The following is an 18482-nucleotide window of genomic DNA, read 5'->3' as shown; positions in this document are numbered from 1 at the left end:
AAATGTTAGTAAAACGAAAAAAGACAAAGGCTTTCATAACCTTTGTCTTCCGGAAGATTTATTATGGGAGTGTTGGTTTCACTCGATGATTTGTTGCTTGCTCGAAAGCATAGGCTAATTTCAATAATGTCGGTTCAGCATAAGCGGTTCCTGAGAAAGTGATTCCAACAGGTTCCCCTTTTGATGTATAACCAGCAGGGACAGTTACGGAAGGATAACCAGCTTTGGCGGGAATAAAGGCGCCGAGGTTATTTGGAAAAACAAATGCGTCTAGTTGATTTTCTTCTATGCATGCATCTATGCCCATTTCCTTTGAATATACGTGATCAAATGTGAGCGCAGAGAGGTATTCAGATTCCGTTAATGTACCACTTGTTTTTTCCGATCTTTCTAACATTAATTGACCAAACTTAAGTTTGTTTTCTGGATCCATTTGATTAAATGATATTAATTCTTTTAATGAGTTAGGAGCAGGACTCCCAGCAAAATCGTGTAAGTACGTATTTAAGGAAACTTTAAACTCATGAATCATCACATCTATTGTCCATGGTGATTGAGAAGAAGGTATTTGTACGGGATCAACCACAACAGCACCCGATTTTTGTAATTGTAGGATGGCTTCTTCCATAACAAGGACTTGTTCGGGTGCCATTTGATCAAACACTTCTCTAACAATACCGATACGTTTCCCCTTCAATCCTTCCTTATCCAATACGCTTGTGAAATCTAATTCTGTTAAAACATTGGAATTTGTAGGGTGGTCAAATTCGTCGACTGTGGATAAATAGTTAAGAAATGTTGCGACATCTTTCACGGTTCGAGCCATCGGTCCCGCCGTATCTTGTGTGATAGAAATAGGAATGATTCCCGTTCTACTTAGAAGACCTACGGTTGGCTTCACACCTACGACAGAGTGTTGGCTAGCAGGACTTAAGATGGATCCTGATGTTTCTGTACCGATAGATAACATAGCAAAATTTGCAGCAATAGCAGTGGCAGATCCAGTACTTGAACCACCGACATCAAAGCTTCTTCCGTAAGGATTCACAACTTGTCCACCTCTTGAACTGAAACCTGCAGGCATACCGTCAGTCATAAAATTTGCCCATTCCGTCATATTTGTTTTACCTAGTATAATCGCACCTGCCTCCCGTAACTGTTTTACGAGAAAGGCGTCTTCATGAGCATAAGAATCTTTCATCGCCAATGAGCCAGCACTTGTATGCATTTTATCAGCTGTAGCAAGATTATCTTTGATTAGCACAGGAATACCATGAAGAGCTCCACGAGACCCCGTTTCTTGTCTTTCATAATCCAATGATTCGGCAATATGTAACGCATCAGGATTTATTTCTATTATCGCATTTAATCCATTTGATCCAGAATCAAACAAGGAAATACGTTCAAGGTATAATAGGACAAGGTCTTTTGCAGTAATGGTACCTTTTTCAAAAAACTCGTGAACGTCATGAAGCGTAAGTTCATCTAAATACTTATCAGAAAATTGTTGTAAACGGCCGCTTAACATCGGAAAACCTCCTTTAACGATGATCGTGAATAATCTCATCGTAGCTTACTTTACATCTATTCTCAAATATATTAACTATAATGGCTTTTCGATCGATTTTCTTATGAATAGGATTGATATGAAAAAGTTCGTTTTGAATGATGGGATATTTTACAATTTAAACTTTTAATAAAAGAGCTTAAAATAAAGAGGGCTGTCCCAATGAAGGAGTTGTTTCCTTCCTTTGAGACAGCCAACCATGTTTAGTTGTTGTTATTATTGTTGTTGTTATTGTTGTTGTTTCTGTTATTGCGGTTATTTCTGTTATTAAAGTTCTGCGCGTCATTTTCCTCAGAAAATTCAGTGTTAACGTTGTTAACATCCAAATCATTGTTGTTGTTATTGTTGTTATTGCGAGCGTTACGGTTATTTCTTCTGTCTTGGTTGCTCATGTTATTCACCTCCACATGGTTTGTTAAATAAGTCGCTGAGAAAAAGCTGATTTACTCAGATAAGCAAATCAACATTCCCCTCACTACGTATTATGGTTAAAAAAGAAAAGGAATATGTACTGATTGGCAAATAATAAAATGAATATTAGCTGATAAATAATCTGGCTATAATGTGGAGAGAGATTAAATCCTCTTGAAAATCGAGTCCGAAATAATGTAAAATTTTTGTGAAACTTCTTGCAAAATTTTAAAAGGGAACCTATAATTAAATTGACCAGTGGTCAAATGATTGGAGGAATCGATGAAAACAAAAAAAGGTACCTCTCAAGAATTAACGAGAGGCGGGATTATTCAAGAAGCGCGAGAGCAATTTGTCAGGAATGATTATCGTCAAGTTTCCATGCGAAATATAGCAAAAAAACTAGGATGTAGCCACGGAGCTATTTATTACCATTTTAAAAACAAAGCAGAATTGTTTTATGCGATCGTAGAGAAGGATTTTACTGAACTAAATCAAGAAATAGATGATATTGTTAATTGTGATGATATGGATGATAATGAAAAGTTGTATAATCTGTTTCTTCGTTTTATTTCATTTGGATTAAATCATCAAAATCAATTCGAAATTATGTTTATGATTCGACATGCAGAAGTAGATAGTTTATCTCAGCAGTCGGCATCGCTAAGTTATCATAAATTTGCAAATGCAATTCAACAAATGGTTAGTCAACCCATTGCAGTTAAAATAATTTGGTCGGCTTTCATTTCTTTGCTCGGTTTTGTATCTCATTATCGAGGTTATGTAAATAGTTTTAAAGAAGCCGAAGGAGCAGCTAAAACACATGTATTGTTCACAATGAAAGCCTTGATCGATTCATGAGTGAAAACAAATTTTCATTACTGGTTTATACCAGTGATTTTTTAAACAGTATTTGACCAATGGTCAAAAGGAGGAATGGTAATGAAAAATGCTTTAGTAATAGGTGCTTCTGGAGGAATAGGTTATGCTTTAGCTCTAGAGCTAGTGTCAAAAGAGGTTAATGTAGTAGCTTTCGCTCGTAGAAAAAATAAGTTAGCGACCTTATTTTCTGACCAAGATAAGGTCACGATTTTTTCTGGAGATGCTCTGAACCATGAAGAAGTGTCATTAGCAGCAAAGGGGGTAGACGTTATTTTTCATGCGATCAGTTTTCCTTATGAAGAATGGAGCGAAAAGCATGTTGCATGTATGAAGGTGATCATTTCAGTTGCAAAACAGCAACAAGCAAAAATTGCTCTTGTTGATAATATTTATGCCTACGGAAAACAAGCAAGAGTGGTCACAGAAGACGTGGAGAAAAAACCTAATACGAAGAAAGGGAAAATTAGGTTGGAAATGGAAACGAAGATAAAAGAGAGCGGAATACCTTACTTGATCGTTCACCTGCCTGACTTTTATGGTCCGAATGCGGATAACACAATTCTTGCTGCAACTTTAAGAAATGTAGTTGATCAGAAGGGCACAATATTTGTCGGGCCTATGGATAAACGTCGAGAGTTCTTATTTACAAATGATGGGGCAAAAGCAATGGTAACACTTGCTTCTAGTGAAAAATATTATAATCAAAATTGGAATATTCCTAGCGGAGAACGAAAGACAGGTGCAGAAATTGTGACTATTATTCGCAATGTAAATGGTTACAAAAAACCGGTTCGATCAATTGGAAAATCAATGATTCGTTTTCTTGGACTTTTCAACCCCTCGATGAAAGAAATGGTGGAGATGATGTATTTAACTAAAGAACCTGTTCTGCTTAGTGGAATGAAATATCAAAGAGAGGTAGGGGAGGTTCCAGCTACTTCTTTAGAAGAAGGAATTTCTGCAACGTTAAGATGGAGTGAAGAAAGAAAATCTGAACAATGAGTTACTAAGTGAAACAAAGATAATTAGCTAACAAGAAAGTATTGGCGCCATGAAAAGGTAAAGGGTAAAAATACAAATAAAAAAGGCCCTTGGATAAGGGCCTTAAATTTATTACTTCTGTACGTTAGCTGCTTGTGGTCCACGTTGACCTTGCTCGATGTCGAAGTTTACTGTTTGTCCTTCTTCAAGTGATTTGAAACCTTCACCTTGAATAGCGGAGAAGTGAACAAAAACGTCGTCTTGTCCTTCAACTTCGATGAAACCGAAACCTTTTTCTGCGTTAAACCATTTTACTGTACCTTGTGTCATTAAAAATTCCTCCTGTGCGGGGTTTGCCCACATTATATTACTACTTGAGCTCTTCATTTAATCAATCCAGAGGAAAATCACTCGTTAAAGCTTTCATCTTTCATTCATATCCGAACGTCAATAAGCTTTCTTTAGTATAGCCTCTATCAGTCAATAAAGATACCTTTTTATTAAATTTTTTTTAATAAATTTTGATATACCTTTTTAGATTACCTTGATAATCCTGTTATATCAACCTTTCACGAAGGTTTCTACTTCGTAAAATTCTTTTTTTATATTTTCTAGAATTCGTTTTACGGGTAGAATATCGTGAATATCTCCAACTCTTGAACCACTAAACACCAACCCCTCTTCAGCGTCTCCTCCAGCAGAAGTGAGTAATGAATCTAAAATACAAAAACGATGCGAACATTTTTTTAAACAAGACACGCATTTATCTATTTTAATTTTTTGATCATTGCTAATTCGATCTGTAAAGTTATTTGCGACAGCACGACCTTCTAAACCGACAACGGATTTAATAAGAACTGTTTCTCTTGCATTTAAATATTTCTCTTTAAATGATAACGGAGCATCGCATTCTTCACTTGCCACAAAGCGTGTGCCCATTTGAACACCAGATGCACCAGCTTCAATTGCTCTTCGTACATCTTTTCCGTCAACGATCCCTCCAGCAGCTATAACAGGAATGTCTACTGCTTCCACAACCTCAGGTAATATATCAAACAATGGTCGGTCCGTTCCGATATGTCCACCAGCTTCCGTTCCTTCAACAACAACAGCAGCAGCACCTAAACGTTGTGACATTTTCGCTAATTTAGCGGATGATACAATCGAAATAACTGGAACATCATACGATTTTCCCCAATTATACATGTCCCTAGATATTCCAGCGCCAGAAATGATGAAATCAACTTTCTCTTCCATGGCTGCTTTGATTGTATCGGCGAAGTCTGACATGGCATAAAGGACATTTACGCCAATATACCCTGCACCTTTCGTTTTCTCTCGTGCTTTTCTAATATGTGATTTCATTTCGTCAATTGGAATGCCAGTACCGGAAATGATTCCGATTCCCCCTGCATTGGATACGGCCGAAGCTAAATTACTAAGCGAAATTCGGACGCCCATTCCCCCCTGAATGATTGGCAACTTCGGCTTCATGTGTGCAATCTTAAGTTCTGGTAGCTTCAATTAACTCACCCTTTTCCTTTTTTCAATGAGTGTCAAAAGAAGTTTAAACTTTCGATTAATTCATTGAATTATGTTCATCTTACCAAGATTAATATGGGGATTCAATAGCGTTTAATCACCAGGTACTAATATTTGGTGACAATTTTTTAACAATGTTTATAACGTGCAAATAGGGAGAAAACGACAGATTAACTTTAGTTCAGTAAATCAATACCGAATGACTATTAAAAAGGCTTGTCAAACTTATTTAAAAATATTATTTATATGAATTAATTAATTTATTAACGGAATCATTCCATTTTGATGTGGATGAAATCCTAGATAGTTTTCGATGTAGTTTGCAGCAGGCATTGGAGTGGAGTAGGTCTTTTCTTTTATGGTGTATCGGAACACATTGCATATTTTCAACACCGCCATTAGGAGACGGAGAATAGAAGGGGGGTGGAGGTGTAACGTATACTTGGCTTTTTGGGGGATTTAACGCATGTGCGATTTATGCCTTTGTTGCTTTAGCGTTGGCTCTTCAACAATTTCTCTATCACTCGCAAGGTCTAATAAGAACTATCATAGTCAGTGCGATGCCGTTATCGATCATTATCAAATTCATGTGTATAAGTATTTTAAAATACATTACGAAAGGAAACTTGGAATTACCTAAGTTTGTACTAGATTGTGGCATTATGACTATTTACATGTTGAAAAAAAGAATCATCATAAGTAAAATAGTTTAAGCTAGTATGTTTTATGGAGAAGCTTACGAATATGTAGTTATGTATTATATACTATAATGGAGTAATCTATTTTAAACGAGATACATTGTTGTTGCTTGTATAGATGCGAGGAGGTGGAACAGACATGATTAAATATTATATAAAAGATATAAAAGTTGTGGAGGAACTAGCTGAAATTGGGGAAGCAATCTCAAGACAAAGAGAGTCTATTGTCAATCAATTGATTTCTCATTCAAGCGAGAACATGGCTGAAAATTCACATGCTCTTGTGACTGATGAGGAGTTATTTGCAATTAGACTTGAATTCGTTGACATGGCATCAAATTTGTTTATACATTTAGAGCCAAAACAATCGATTGATGAGTGGGCTAATAAATTAGGCGTTCATGCCATATCTAAAGGTGGAACCTTAGCTAATATTATGCCGATGACGAAGTATTATCGTGAGGTTTTGTGGAGTTTCATAGAAAATTGGACAAAAGACAAAAAAATAACCAATGACACCATTTTTAAAGCATCGCTCATGCTAAATGAAATCATTGATAAAGCAACTTATTCTTTTTCCGTTGCATTTATACAACACCATGAGAAAAAGATCAAAGAGACCAATGATTTTATTAAAGAGATGTCAGCACCAATTGTGCCAATTTCTAGTGGGATTGGAGTATTGCCCCTTATCGGTCATTTAGATGAAGAACGGTCTATGGTGTTAATGGATACGACGATCAATGAAGTCATTGCTTATAAACTGACGTTGATATTTATTGATCTTTCAGGAGTATCGGTTATCGATACATATGTAGCAAGTAGACTTTCCGATTTGATGAAGACGTTGAAAATATTAGGAGTGACGCCAGTCCTTAGCGGTCTACGTCCAGAAATGGCTCAGACAATTGTTTCGTTAGGGATTGACTTGTCGTCATTCAAAATTGTGAGTAACTTAAGACAAGCGCTAATGGACTATGGTGTATGTATTCAGAATTAACGTTTTAAGAAGACCCTTACTGATGCTAATCAATAAGGGTTTTTCTTATTAAGATATCAAGTTCTTTGCAACCGTTTCCGTTTCTTTCAACGTATCCCCAATTTGTTGATTTTGTTTATTTAAGTTCTCGATAGAAGCACTTACTTCTTCTAAGCTTGCGGAAGCCTCTTCAATAATAGCGGCTAAATCACTTGTTGATGATTCCACTTCCGTAGAATGTTCTTTTACTGATTCAGCTTGACGTTCGAAGTTTGAAAAACGCTCATAAATATTTTGGAGAGAAGTTGTCAAATTCTGAAATGATTGGTTCACTTCGTCTGTTTTACCTAAATTCTCTTCTACCATGATGTTGTTTTGATTCATTTTTTCCACTGCAGATTTGTTTGTTTGATTAACGTCCTGTAAATTGCTCGTAATTTTTTCTGCTGTGTTATTCGTTGTTTCTGCTAGTTTTCGAATTTCGTCAGCGACCACGGCAAATCCTTTTCCTGCTTCACCGGCTCTTGCTGCTTCGATGGAGGCATTTAATGCTAATAAATTCGTTTGCTCACTTACGTTAATGATGTCTTGAGAGAACGAGTTTGTTTCATTGATTTTTTCCGTTAAAGACTTGAAAGCATCACTTAAATCACGAATATGATTTTGGAACTCATACATATCATTCGTTAGGTTTTGAGATAAATCATTTCCAGATTCAGAGATAGAAGTTGCTTTTTCGAATTCATATTTTAACACTTTTGTATTGTCTAGCATATGGAGCATTTGTTGCAGGGTATCATGAGACCGTTCTGAAATGCCTACAATCTTTTCACTTTGTACTGTGCTTCCTGTAGCAACTTCAGAAATTGCGCTAGAAATCTCTGACTGAGAATAAATATTTTCCTGTACACGTTTTGTTACATCAGAGATTTGTTCAGTAATACTACTGACGCTATTTTCAAGGTCTTGTCGTTCCCCTTCTTTTCGTAGCGTATCTCTTTCACTTTCATGAAGCATTTTTTCAATATGGTTTGATTGTTTTGAATTAAGATAGATTATCACATTAGCAAGGAGCCCTGAGAGTAAATAGACAACTACCGTAGATGCAAAATTTGCTTGTAGGATAGTATCGTCGATCGTTGAGAAGTAAGTATTTAAGAAGAGCCCTCCCCCTCCTAAAATGAACCCAATTCCAAATATAGTTCGATTCAAATGCACTGTTGAAATAAATAGAAGAAAGAAAAGGATAAAAGTGGTTGGTAAACCACCACCGAATAGATAAATAGATAGGATGGTAAAGAGATATATACTCGTAACTAAAGCATAAGGAATAATAAATTCTTTTTTCAATATAAATTTCAGGAAGAAAAATAATAACAAGATAAATGTAAGTTCTACACCATAAAATAATCCTTTACCCATATCACCTTGAGCAAAACTTAACGCAAGCCCCATTAAAAGTGAAATAGGAAATACGATTAAAATAAGTAAATTTTTCTTCCGTAAATCATTTAATTTTAGCTCTTCAACTGCATTCATTCATATAGCCCCCAAGTTTCATATATTTAGAAAACCAATTAGATCGAATGGGTTGTCAAGTTTTCTAACATTATAATAGTAAAAGTATCTTTAGAAGTAAATAGGAAAATAGTATATAAGTAATGGTTTATTAGAATGAAGGTCGATGATATTCAATTTTTTATCATTAATTTCAATATTAATAGTTCTTATGTATTGCTGCTATCTTGAGGATGTATCGATTATGCGACGGAGCGACTGGGAAGACTCCTCAAAAGGAATGCTTCCCTATGCAGCTAACCGTAAACCGAGTAGTTTGTTGGTGCTAAGGTGTTAAAACTACTTTTATGGAATGATCTTTCGTTTTGTTTGAGGCTATGGCGATAGCTTCTCTGTATCGGACTAATGGAAAAGTATGTGTGATAAGTGGAGAGAGGTCGATCTGTCTTTCAGAAAGGAGATCGACTGCTATTTGCATCGTTCGCTTCGTTTCACCGAGATAGTTATCTGAACCATAGGCGAAACTTCCTTTAATGATTAATTCGTTCAACCATACCATTGTTAAATCCAGTTGATCGATTACATTAGCTAAACCTAATAACGCAACCGTGCCACCTTTACGGGCAAAACGAAGGCTATCTTGCAAGCTTTTCTTTGAGCCGACACATTCAAAAACAATGTCGGCACCTCCGTCAACGACTGCCTCACCTATAATTGGTTTCAGCGCTTTAGCCTTGAGAAGTTTTACTGCATCATAAACGTAATCCTCGTTTTTAGTTAAATAAACCACGTCGTCCGCTCCATATGTTATGGCTAACTCTGCTTGAAATGGATACTTCACTAACACAACGATCTTACATTTTAAATGGAGAGCCTTTATAGCTGCCACTAAACAAATACCGATTACTCCTGCACCAATAACAAATACGGTGTCCGTTCGTTTTGGTTTGTTTTGCAAAACAGTGTGCAGTGCACAAGTAAATGGTTCAACAAGGACGCCGTTTTTATCATCAACTGTGTCAGGTAGAACGATTACCTGGCTTTCATGTGCTACAAGGTATTCCCCCCAACTTCCTCCAGTGTCTTTGCAAGCCCCAGTTAATAATCCAGGGGAAAGAGAGCCAGAGGTCATATGATGACAAAGGTTAAAGTTACCATCAGCACAAGAATGACAAGGGGAAGTGATTGCCCTCGTTTCACAGGATAAAATTGGATCAATGACAACCCGATCTCCAACAAAAAGATCTCGACGAACTCCTGGGCCGATTTTCGTCACAGTACCAACCATTTCATGGCCAATCGTAAATGGAAACGAAACAAAAGGGGATGTGGCAGGACTGTCTCTCAGTGAAACTAGATGTAAATCACTACCACAAATGCCACCATACGTGACGCTTATCTCCACCCAATCATCTGCTGGTAGAGTTGGTTTTGGCACAGTTTTAATATCTACACATGTTTTCGGACCATGAACGTAAAGCGATGGGTGTACTTTTCCCATCGCTTTTGTCCAAACATATTTTGGGATTGTTAAATCAAACTGAACAGCTCTCATCTTACTCTCCTAGTTCGCAAGGCATTGATACACTTTACTGCATCGGAACTTGCGGAATAATTTGGTCTTCGATGCGGCTAAAAATATCGTCTAAGCTTCTTCCTGTAATCGTAAGCCCATGATTTTTCAAACCGACAACGGCCCGTGTTGGATCAGGGGCATCGTTTACTAAGGATGCAACGGCTTTAGCTAGTTCTACCGTACCGCAAGGATAATTCACTTCTGTTGCTTCGATACCGTCCATCCAAGCATGTACATGAACAATTGCACCAATATCAGGGTGATCTTGATAAATCATCCAGTGTTCAATTGCGTCGACGGATGCCCTTTTCGGTTTAATATTAGGTGGAATACTAACATCCATTGCCTTCGTTTCGTTGTTGTATCCAGTTATATAAAGAAAGTCTCTGCCAACTTCTTTCATATCAGATTTATCGATACCACTAGCACTCATCCAGAAATGTTCTTTATTTTTACGAGCACTTAGATTTCCGTAGCTCAGACCACCAATCCCATATAACTTGTGAAGATGACGAATATCTCGTTTAGATAACAATTCCTCAAGCGGAAAGGGGGCGGGTAATAAATTCATTTGATCTAATTTTTTTCCTGAAGTTCTTAACGATTTTGTTACGGCATCTCCAGACCATAGAATTTCAGGTAAATCTTCATGAAAGTCATTATTGATCACAAGTTGTGACGAGGCGAGCGGCTCTAGTCGCTCATAAATTTGTTCAAATACATGCTCATCTTTAGAATTTGTATCGAAGGAAATACTGTAATTCCCTTGTTCAGGCGTCAAGAAATACAGGTGAGTTCTTTCTTTGCCGTGACAGATATACATCAAGTGATTTGCTAAACTTCTTATTAAATAAGGATATGCTTCTTTGTGGACTTCTATAGGTAATTTGTCGGACTCAACAATAGATACGACAAAGGTTCCTTGTGACTTTCGTCGATAAGGTCGCGGTGACTCTCGATCGATCATGTGAAAGGCAATCTTCGTATCCGATTTAGGTATGGGAAGATACGTATACCCTTTTTTTGAAAAAAACTGTCGAATTCCTTCCACAATCCATTCAGATACTGGATGAACGGGTTGTCCGGTGCACGTAAAAGTACTCATTGTGCTAATCCTCCTTATTATGGCTATGTGTGATGATTGAAGTAAAAATTTCCATGTGTTTGGAATATTATTCATCAAAATTAGAAAAGTTATACATAGATGGAAAATGAAATAACGATGGGAAAGGAGAACCTAGTATGTATGGCTTGATTATTAATGAAAAAGCAGGCAATGGTAAAGGAGAACGTATTTGGAAAAATATTGCCATAGCCTTTCGAAATAAAAACATTCCTTTCTTGTTAAGGTTCACCGAAAGACCACATCATGGAAGTGAACTTGTTCGACATATGTTAGAAAAAGGGGTCACTAAAGTAATTGTTGTTGGTGGAGATGGGACCATTCATGAAGTGGCAAAAGAACTGGTTTATAAAAATATTTCACTAGGTATCATTCCCACAGGATCAGGTAACGATTTTGCAAGGAGTTTAGGAGTACCAATGAACGATGTGAAAGCGTTAGAACGAATTTTTGCCGATGATGTCAAGCAAGTGGACTTACTCCATTTAGGAGATCATTATTGCCTAACGGTGACAGGGATTGGACTTGACGGTTCCATAGCGAAACATGCAAACGAGTCCATATACAAACGTTATTTCAATCAATTTCGTTTAGGGGGATTGGCATATATTGCAAGCATTATCTCCACATTACAGTCCTATGAACCAACAAAGGTAAAAGTCATGATGGATGGAGTAGTGCACAACTTTTCAGAAGTATGGCTTGTTGCTGTTGCAAATGCGCCTAATTATGCGGGAGGTATTCAAATATGCCCAGAAGCATTACAAAATGATGGACTGTTAAATGTATGTATCGTTCATGGTTTGAAAAAATGGGAGGTCCTTCGCCTTCTACCAAAAGCATATAAAGGAAAACATCAACTAGACAACCACGTGACATTTTTAAAAGGAGAAGACGTGTTTATTCAGTCAGATCCGCCTGTGCTTGTGCAAAGCGACGGTGAATTTATAATGGAAAGCCCTACTCATATCACAGTAGAAAAAGATGCGCTACGAGTTGTGTAGCGCACCTTTTTCGTTAAACTTATTGTTGATTTTCAAAATCAACAGGGGTGAAAATTTAGCTTTCTATATTAAGGAGAACTTATTTCATCATTGTTAGGATCAACAAGTTTAATAATCCAATCTTTTAAATCAACCATCCTTAGTGAAGCTGGCTGTAAGTCGGTTCCAGTTACGAACATAGGAATAAGAGAATCATCTTTATGGAAACCGCCATGACTTGCGCCTCCTGGGTGTGAAGGAGTACTTTCCCCAATAAACTCGTGACCAGGACCTACACTTGCAACAACAAATTCACCTTGGTGGGAATGAAGGGTTGTATAAAGTCGCTTTAACGCATCAGGATAATCATGAAAAGTAATTTTTTGATGATCTATGCCGAGGTCTAAAATGGATGGGTCACCACTCGTAGTCCACTTTTGACCGTGTTCATCTGTTAATTCGCCACCCTGTTTAAACTGAAAAGTACGTAAACTTTTACCTGATGTCACGTGAGCATACTCGTCTTTTTTCCACGCAATCATATCAATTCGTTCATCTTGTTGAAGTTTATCGACAATGACCGTTAGCGGGGCGTTAATAGAATCCAAAGAATAGATGAAACTGGAACGTAAATTGTTTGCTAATACTATCTGATCTTCTTGTTGAACCCCTTTCCTTAGTTTTGTAATCTTTAATGGTTGCAATAGTAGTCTTAAATCGACAAGAGCTTCCTTTCGATCATGTTTAACGAAAGACTGCCCGTTATCTCCTATCAAAATCCAATGAAATTTCTGAATCGCCTCTTCCCAAGAGGGAAATATGTTCAGTAAAGATTGAATTTGTCGATCCATTTCAATGATTCCTTTTTGATCCGTTGGCCCTCGTTTATGAACATTCTTATCATGATCAGGTAAATAGATGAGAGAAAAGTCAGGCAATATTTCTGAATTAATTAAATAAGCAAATTCTTGAATGGAGAAATGATTGTTAAATCCGTACTTGTTCCAAATGTGACTGAATTTATGAAAGGGACTTAGTTGGGAGAGACGGCCATAAACAAATTTGTTTGCAGTATTGGTGTAAATCCATTTTGAAATCGTCACAAAAAAACGAACAAGCCCTGGAATTTCAAGTTGGTTCGGCTCATTTCCTCTATGAACAAGTGGGTTAATGGATGCGGTATGAAAACCTCGGTCTTGAAGTTCTTCATGTATCGTTTTTACATCTTTACGCAAGTGTTCGTTATTTAATCGATAAAGTGTATTATATAAGCTTTCAGATAAACCTAATTTCATTAATTCAACGATATGTGTGCCGTAGTTGATGATGCGTTTATTAGCTGCTTCATACCACGCTAAAGCAGGAATGCCATGCTTATCAGAGTATTTTCCTGTCAACAAAGTACTTTCCACATTGACGGACATTGTGGGAAAAGGTGCAACAACATTTGGATAATAATGAGCATGACTCATGAAAAAACGTAAGGCTGGAACATCCTCTTCTTCGAGTGTTTGTTGAAGCGGTTTATCCATCAATGTATCTAACATAAGCATCACAACTCGACTTGACGCAGGCTTTTGAATTGTCACGAATAAACCTCCTATTATTTAGGTAGACCTTCATGCGATTATTTTCGCACCATGTTGGATGAAAATGGCTATAAGGCGTTCCTACATTAAATGCTTGTAGAAATGTATCACTCAAAGTTAGTATGGAAGAAAATGAAAAGAGTATGTACAAATATAATGGAAGCGTCTCCTTTTTGAAAAGTAAATGAATTGAACAAGCGTGTTGTCTTAAGTTGGCTGTCATTTCCAATGGCAGTAACGAGTATATTTACCACTTAAATTTGGGAACTTAAAGAAGTGGCGTATCATCCGTAATAATTCCTAGAAACATTTATGACCATTTTTATCATGAAAGGAGGGGATCGCATGAAAGATCAACCATTGATTTTTTCTGCATCTATTGGTAATGGGCATAACCAAGCAGCTAAAGCTCTTCAAGAAGCGTTTGAGCATCAAGGTCTTTCACCAAAACAAATTGATACATTTCATGCCATTCATCCTAACCTTCATACAATGATGCTACAAACGTATTTAAGTCTACTTAAAATAACACCATTCATTTGGAGAAAAATGTATCGTTATTCAGAAAATTATCCGATTTTTATGTTGCTCGATCGCTTTGGAGCATTATTTGTTAATCAATTAAATACGTTTATAGACAAAGATCGTTGTCCTTTTATGATCTCTACACATCCTTTTGTGACTGCCTTTTTATGCAAATTAAAACAAGAGAAGCAGCTAGGTTTTCCATTGTATACAATCATCACAGATTTTGTGTTACATCCAGCTTATGTTCGCAATGAAATTGATGGTTATTTTACGGCCTCTCATGATATTGCTACATTTGCAAAAGAGCACTGCGTTCCTCCTGAAAGGTTTCATGCAACTGGTATTCCTATTTTAAATGATCCAAGTTATAAAAAATCAAAAGAAGTCATCAGCGAACAGTTAGGTCTTGATCCAACTAGAAAGACGTTGCTAATTGCAGGAGGGGGAATGGGATTAACAAACTATGTGAACGTGTTAAGAGCAATTGAACAAATCAAAGAGCCAATCCAAATAATTTGCATGATTGGACACAATTATCATGCTGAAAAGAAAATTATTCGTCATCAGACAAAACATGAAGTAAGAGCTATTTCTTTTACCGATAAATTCCTTTCCTATTTAAAAGCAAGTGATGCAGTTATATCGAAGGCGGGAGGGGTGACGATGGCTGAAGCGTTGGCATGTGAAATTCCCATTATACTATTTCGATCCGTTCCTGGACACGAAGAACACAATGCAATCTATTTAACTTCAAACGGTGCAGCAGTAGAGGTAAATGATGATGATCAACTTCTTGAAGTGGTAGAGCAAGTCTTATATGAACAATCTTTTTACGAATCATTAAAATCTCATGCACGATTACTAAAAAAACCGAATGCATCTTATCAAATAGTAGAAAAAATCTTAGGGAATCACACAGATACAATAAACACAAATGTTGTAAACTAACTGTTTATAATAGAGGGAATGATTACTAATATAATATGAAGCCTACTTTCAATAATTAGGATGAAATTCCTTTTATTCGAAAGTTGGTTTTTTTGAATTTGTTATCTATTTTTCGAGTCATTTCTCATGAACTCCCTCAATATTCCTGAACATACTATACTTTCTTGTAAAATAAGTATGACTAGAATATTACATTTTGATAACAATTACCGACATTTTCTGCAACATCTCTGTAATTTAGATAAGCTATGATTAGTGTAACTTTACTAGATTAGTATAGGAAAGATTTTTATTTGAACAAAAAGCTGAAAAAAAGCTATTTTCATTCGTTTTTCTTTTCTGAAGAACACCAGAAATGACATTTTTAATGAAAAAGTGAGGTGAATCCCCCTAATTGGGGGACGGGACATTGCGAAAGAAAATCAAACAAAAAACGTGGACAGTAATGATTACATCTGGAGCAAAAGAATCAGTAAAACAATTTAAACTCCGAAAAATCATTGCATTTGGCAGTATTGGTTTTGTATTATCACTCATGGGACTCATCGGTGGACTTATGTATGTGCTCGATCAACTTCAAACAGAACAAACGTCGTTAAACGATGAATTAACGGAACGAGAACAAGAGATTGCTAAATTACATGATGAAAACCTAGAGATATACGAAGAAGCAACAGCCGTTCAAAAAACTGTAGAAGAATTTAAAGAAGTGGAAGAAAAGCTAGGGGAAATACAATTGGACTTACCATCTGATATACAATCAGATGATGACGGTAGTGGTGGACTAGAATTGGTAAGTCGCTCAAGTGCAAATTTTCAAGGAACAGATAGTGATATACAAGCTGATTTGATGACGATGCAAGATCAGTTACCAGACTTAGTTTCTGAATTCGAAAAAACCGTCTCAGCTTTAATGGAATATGAAGAAAAATTAAAAACGATTCCTACATTTTTTCCAGCGGGAGAAGGTAGAATTTCATCTGAGTTTGGTAATCGAAGTGACCCATTTACGTCAGAAACGAGGTTTCATTCTGGGACGGATGTTGCTGCTCCATTGGAAACCCCGATTTATGCAGCCGCAGATGGGGAAGTGACCCTTGCTGGAAGAAATGGAGGTTACGGCAATACGGTTGTCATTAAGCATGGAGACACGTATGAAACACTTTATGCACATCTGAACTCGATGGAAGTATCAGTAGGTGACTTGGTGGAAAAAGGGGATCATATTGCAGGAATGGGTACAACTGGAAGAAGTACCGGAGTTCATTTACATTTCGAGATTAAAAGAAACGGAGAATTAGTCGATCCATATCCTTATATGACTTTTCACCAAAAAGACGAAGATTGATTTGCATTTGCTTATTGAGAATCACGATGGAATAGTTGGTTGTGATCAAGAAGATAAAACAAGAGGTGACGATATGTTTGCGAACAAAAAAAATGAGAAAAAGTTGAATGACATCTCTACGCTTATAGGGGAAGAGACGACTTTCAAAGGAACGTTAGAAGTCAATTCAAGCATTCGCATTGACGGGCTAATTCAAGGTGACGTCATCTGTCAAGGTGATGTGACAATTGGCCAAAGTGGTCACGTTGATAACGAATTGACAGCACGAAACTTATATATCGCGGGGAAGGTAGAAGGAAATGTGAAAGTTCAAGAAAAAATTCATATTTATGATACTGGTTCTCTTAAAGGACTAGCGGAAATGTCCACAATTATTATTGAAGAAAACGGACAGTTCCACGGGGAAAGTGTCATGAATGGTCAAACGCAACCAACACCGGTAAAAACAAAAGAAAAAGAAGAAAAAGTAAGCCAAATTGATAAAAAGCAAACGACTTCTGAAAATAAATAGAACTTATATATCCATTATAATCAATAAAAGACTTCTCAACGTTGAGGAGTTTTTTTTGTAACTATTTTATAAAGGCAAGCTTTAAATCATTTTGTTATATGGAAGAATCCGTTTTTGAATAAAAAGAACGACAATGGCTTTAACCATAATCGTTCAAATTCTAGAATCGTTCTCTTTATCTGTGAGGAGAATGTCTCTGCATGAATACATGTGCCGCAACACCATTTGACTTTTCACTGACGTTAAACCAAGCAGTGTGCATTCCATTCGCAGCATTTGCATTCACATTTCCAATACTCTGTTCCGGCACTGCTGGATGTTTAGAATGACCATCAGCTAATGCAGGAGAGGCGAATCCGACTAAAACAGCGACCATAACCAAACCGAGTAACAATTTCTTCATTCTTTTTCCTCCTTTTATAGGTACCTTATATTTATTACACCTTTCTCCTTCTAAAATAAGACAGAGAATGGATATAATCAGTGATAGGTAAAAAGGTAGTGATCGGCGCGCTAGGCAACTTCCACTGTTAAACAATTAAACTTTATTAAGAACGAAAAAGTCGAATTATGATTATATAAAGAACAATGTGTTGTAAATTATCATAATATGTTTGTTTTAAAATAGCAAGTAGTTATTATCGTGAATGACCATTAATTTTTATGTGGTATAGAAGTATTTTTTACATTAATAAAAGAGAGGTTATAAACCTCCCCCATTAAAAAAATTACCGTTTAATTTTTGCATAGACACATGTATCTCGCAGTTCTTGTTTATCAGCAGAAATATCATCATTTTCTAAAATTCCCTCAAGCTTAAAGGCAAGCCTCTCAGGAATAGCTCTACTTTTCAAATTATTTGTGTCACATCTAATTTCCAATCTCTTCGCGTGTAACTCATTGAAAGCAAAAGCAATAAGTCCTTCCACAGCTTCTGTGATATACCCATTCCCACTGCAGCTCGTGTTGATCCAATATCCGATTTCAAATTTAGGTATCTCCCAAACGATTCGGTGCAACCCTGTGCATCCTAATAGTTGCCCAGTACTTTTATGGAAAATATGAAGCCTAAGATCTTCTCGCTTTAAAAATTTTAAGTGAGCTTCACGAACGTTTAATTCTGCTTCTTCTTCGCTCTGTTCTTTTTGTGCAAAAGGCAACCATTGCTTCAACTCATTATGCGAGGCATGTAGAGCTTCACAAAGTTCTTTCCCATCTCCCGGTTTAGGCAACCTAATAAGTAGTCGTTCCGTTTCAAATTCATTTGGAAAATCTAGCATAATTGGATTCACATCAAA

Annotated in this window: 17 protein-coding genes; 7 read left to right on the top strand and 10 right to left on the bottom strand. The window is 36.6% G+C overall.

Going from position 1 to position 18482, the window contains the following annotated elements:
- Positions 1 to 61 precede the first annotated feature (61 nt).
- Entirely contained in the window at positions 62 to 1528 is a 1467-nt protein-coding gene (locus tag QDN89_RS00190) for an amidase family protein (RefSeq protein ID WP_280768059.1), read from the bottom strand.
- Between the two features lie 242 nt (positions 1529 to 1770).
- The gene (locus QDN89_RS00185) at positions 1771 to 1959 is read right to left on the bottom strand and encodes a hypothetical protein (RefSeq protein ID WP_280768058.1); all 189 of its coding nucleotides are present in this window, start codon (positions 1957 to 1959) and stop codon (positions 1771 to 1773) included.
- A 301-nt stretch (positions 1960 to 2260) separates the two neighbouring features.
- Here QDN89_RS00185 and QDN89_RS00180 point away from each other — a divergent pair, with 301 nt between their 5' ends.
- Both QDN89_RS00180 and QDN89_RS00175 read left to right on the top strand, forming a co-directional pair.
- Positions 2261 to 2839, top strand: a complete 579-nt coding sequence (locus tag QDN89_RS00180; protein WP_280768057.1) for a TetR/AcrR family transcriptional regulator — start codon at positions 2261 to 2263, stop codon at positions 2837 to 2839.
- An 81-nt stretch (positions 2840 to 2920) separates the two neighbouring features.
- Positions 2921 to 3862: an SDR family NAD(P)-dependent oxidoreductase gene (locus QDN89_RS00175; protein WP_280768056.1), complete on the top strand. Its 942-nt coding sequence runs from the start codon at positions 2921 to 2923 to the stop codon at positions 3860 to 3862.
- 111 nt (positions 3863 to 3973) lie between these two features.
- Here the strand turns inward: QDN89_RS00175 and QDN89_RS00170 are convergent, their stop codons facing one another.
- Together QDN89_RS00170 and QDN89_RS00165 are read right to left on the bottom strand one after the other, a co-directional pair.
- On the bottom strand, positions 3974 to 4171 hold the full coding sequence (locus QDN89_RS00170) for a cold-shock protein (protein ID WP_280768055.1): 198 nt from the start codon (positions 4169 to 4171) through the stop codon (positions 3974 to 3976).
- A 231-nt stretch (positions 4172 to 4402) separates the two neighbouring features.
- The gene (locus QDN89_RS00165; protein WP_280768788.1) at positions 4403 to 5335 is read right to left on the bottom strand and encodes an NAD(P)H-dependent flavin oxidoreductase; all 933 of its coding nucleotides are present in this window, start codon (positions 5333 to 5335) and stop codon (positions 4403 to 4405) included.
- Positions 5336 to 6220: 885 nt separating this feature from the next.
- On the opposite strand from QDN89_RS00165, the gene QDN89_RS00160 reads away from it, so the two are divergent.
- On the top strand, positions 6221 to 7081 hold the full coding sequence (locus QDN89_RS00160) for an STAS domain-containing protein (protein ID WP_280768054.1): 861 nt from the start codon (positions 6221 to 6223) through the stop codon (positions 7079 to 7081).
- Between the two features lie 48 nt (positions 7082 to 7129).
- On the opposite strand, the gene QDN89_RS00155 is transcribed toward QDN89_RS00160, so the two are convergent.
- The 3 genes from QDN89_RS00155 to QDN89_RS00145 form a co-directional block, all read right to left on the bottom strand.
- A complete protein-coding gene (locus QDN89_RS00155) occupies positions 7130 to 8599 on the bottom strand; it encodes a methyl-accepting chemotaxis protein (protein ID WP_280768053.1) in 1470 nt (489 codons plus the stop codon).
- Between the two features lie 304 nt (positions 8600 to 8903).
- Entirely contained in the window at positions 8904 to 10133 is a 1230-nt protein-coding gene (locus tag QDN89_RS00150; RefSeq protein WP_280768052.1) for a zinc-dependent alcohol dehydrogenase, read from the bottom strand.
- Between the two features lie 34 nt (positions 10134 to 10167).
- Positions 10168 to 11259, bottom strand: coding sequence for a class II aldolase/adducin family protein (locus QDN89_RS00145; RefSeq protein WP_280768051.1), 1092 nt, complete (start codon positions 11257 to 11259; stop codon positions 10168 to 10170).
- 137 nt (positions 11260 to 11396) lie between these two features.
- Between QDN89_RS00145 and QDN89_RS00140 the strand changes: the two genes are divergently transcribed.
- Complete coding sequence (locus QDN89_RS00140; RefSeq protein WP_280768050.1) at positions 11397 to 12281, top strand: diacylglycerol/lipid kinase family protein; 885 nt, start codon at positions 11397 to 11399, stop codon at positions 12279 to 12281.
- A 68-nt stretch (positions 12282 to 12349) separates the two neighbouring features.
- Here QDN89_RS00140 and QDN89_RS00135 read toward each other — a convergent pair whose 3' ends face one another.
- Positions 12350 to 13849 carry an alkaline phosphatase family protein gene (locus QDN89_RS00135; protein WP_280768049.1) on the bottom strand — a complete coding sequence of 500 codons (1500 nt, stop codon included), beginning with the start codon at positions 13847 to 13849 and terminating at the stop codon, positions 12350 to 12352.
- A gap of 345 nt (positions 13850 to 14194) precedes the next feature.
- Between QDN89_RS00135 and QDN89_RS00130 the strand changes: the two genes are divergently transcribed.
- The 3 genes from QDN89_RS00130 (at position 14195) to QDN89_RS00120 (ending at position 17184) form a co-directional block, all read left to right on the top strand.
- Complete coding sequence (locus QDN89_RS00130) at positions 14195 to 15325, top strand: MGDG synthase family glycosyltransferase (protein WP_280768048.1); 1131 nt, start codon at positions 14195 to 14197, stop codon at positions 15323 to 15325.
- A gap of 409 nt (positions 15326 to 15734) precedes the next feature.
- Entirely contained in the window at positions 15735 to 16673 is a 939-nt protein-coding gene (locus QDN89_RS00125; RefSeq protein WP_280768047.1) for a peptidoglycan DD-metalloendopeptidase family protein, read from the top strand.
- Between the two features lie 73 nt (positions 16674 to 16746).
- Positions 16747 to 17184, top strand: a complete 438-nt coding sequence (locus tag QDN89_RS00120) for a bactofilin family protein (protein WP_280768046.1) — start codon at positions 16747 to 16749, stop codon at positions 17182 to 17184.
- A 175-nt stretch (positions 17185 to 17359) separates the two neighbouring features.
- Here the strand turns inward: QDN89_RS00120 and QDN89_RS00115 are convergent, their stop codons facing one another.
- Both QDN89_RS00115 and QDN89_RS00110 read right to left on the bottom strand, forming a co-directional pair.
- Complete coding sequence (locus QDN89_RS00115) at positions 17360 to 17587, bottom strand: hypothetical protein (protein WP_280768045.1); 228 nt, start codon at positions 17585 to 17587, stop codon at positions 17360 to 17362.
- A 325-nt stretch (positions 17588 to 17912) separates the two neighbouring features.
- Positions 17913 to 18476, bottom strand: a complete 564-nt coding sequence (locus QDN89_RS00110; RefSeq protein ID WP_280768044.1) for a GNAT family N-acetyltransferase — start codon at positions 18474 to 18476, stop codon at positions 17913 to 17915.
- Between the last annotated feature and the right edge of the window lie 6 nt (positions 18477 to 18482).

This window comes from Salipaludibacillus daqingensis, from assembly GCF_029891575.1.
Taxonomy (GTDB): Bacteria; Bacillota; Bacilli; order Bacillales; family Salisediminibacteriaceae; genus Salipaludibacillus; species Salipaludibacillus daqingensis.
Note: the sequence above shows the minus strand (reverse complement) of the source record. Positions and strands in the feature narration are given on the sequence as shown.

Excerpts from the sequence above, each read along its gene's own strand:
- QDN89_RS00190 (WP_280768059.1), bottom strand. The coding sequence starts at position 1,528 with ATGTTAAGCGGCCGTTTACAACAATTTTCTGATAAGTATTTAGATGAA.
- QDN89_RS00185 (WP_280768058.1), bottom strand. The coding sequence starts at position 1,959 with ATGAGCAACCAAGACAGAAGAAATAACCGTAACGCTCGCAATAACAAC.
- QDN89_RS00145 (WP_280768051.1), bottom strand. The coding sequence starts at position 11,259 with ATGAGTACTTTTACGTGCACCGGACAACCCGTTCATCCAGTATCTGAA.
- QDN89_RS00165 (WP_280768788.1), bottom strand. The coding sequence starts at position 5,335 with ATGAAGCCGAAGTTGCCAATCATTCAGGGGGGAATGGGCGTCCGAATT.
- QDN89_RS00120 (WP_280768046.1), top strand. The coding sequence starts at position 16,747 with ATGTTTGCGAACAAAAAAAATGAGAAAAAGTTGAATGACATCTCTACG.
- QDN89_RS00155 (WP_280768053.1), bottom strand. The coding sequence starts at position 8,599 with ATGAATGCAGTTGAAGAGCTAAAATTAAATGATTTACGGAAGAAAAAT.
- QDN89_RS00130 (WP_280768048.1), top strand. The coding sequence starts at position 14,195 with ATGAAAGATCAACCATTGATTTTTTCTGCATCTATTGGTAATGGGCAT.
- QDN89_RS00175 (WP_280768056.1), top strand. The coding sequence starts at position 2,921 with ATGAAAAATGCTTTAGTAATAGGTGCTTCTGGAGGAATAGGTTATGCT.
- QDN89_RS00150 (WP_280768052.1), bottom strand. The coding sequence starts at position 10,133 with ATGAGAGCTGTTCAGTTTGATTTAACAATCCCAAAATATGTTTGGACA.
- QDN89_RS00115 (WP_280768045.1), bottom strand. The coding sequence starts at position 17,587 with ATGAAGAAATTGTTACTCGGTTTGGTTATGGTCGCTGTTTTAGTCGGA.
- QDN89_RS00160 (WP_280768054.1), top strand. The coding sequence starts at position 6,221 with ATGATTAAATATTATATAAAAGATATAAAAGTTGTGGAGGAACTAGCT.
- QDN89_RS00140 (WP_280768050.1), top strand. The coding sequence starts at position 11,397 with ATGTATGGCTTGATTATTAATGAAAAAGCAGGCAATGGTAAAGGAGAA.
- QDN89_RS00180 (WP_280768057.1), top strand. The coding sequence starts at position 2,261 with ATGAAAACAAAAAAAGGTACCTCTCAAGAATTAACGAGAGGCGGGATT.
- QDN89_RS00170 (WP_280768055.1), bottom strand. The coding sequence starts at position 4,171 with ATGACACAAGGTACAGTAAAATGGTTTAACGCAGAAAAAGGTTTCGGT.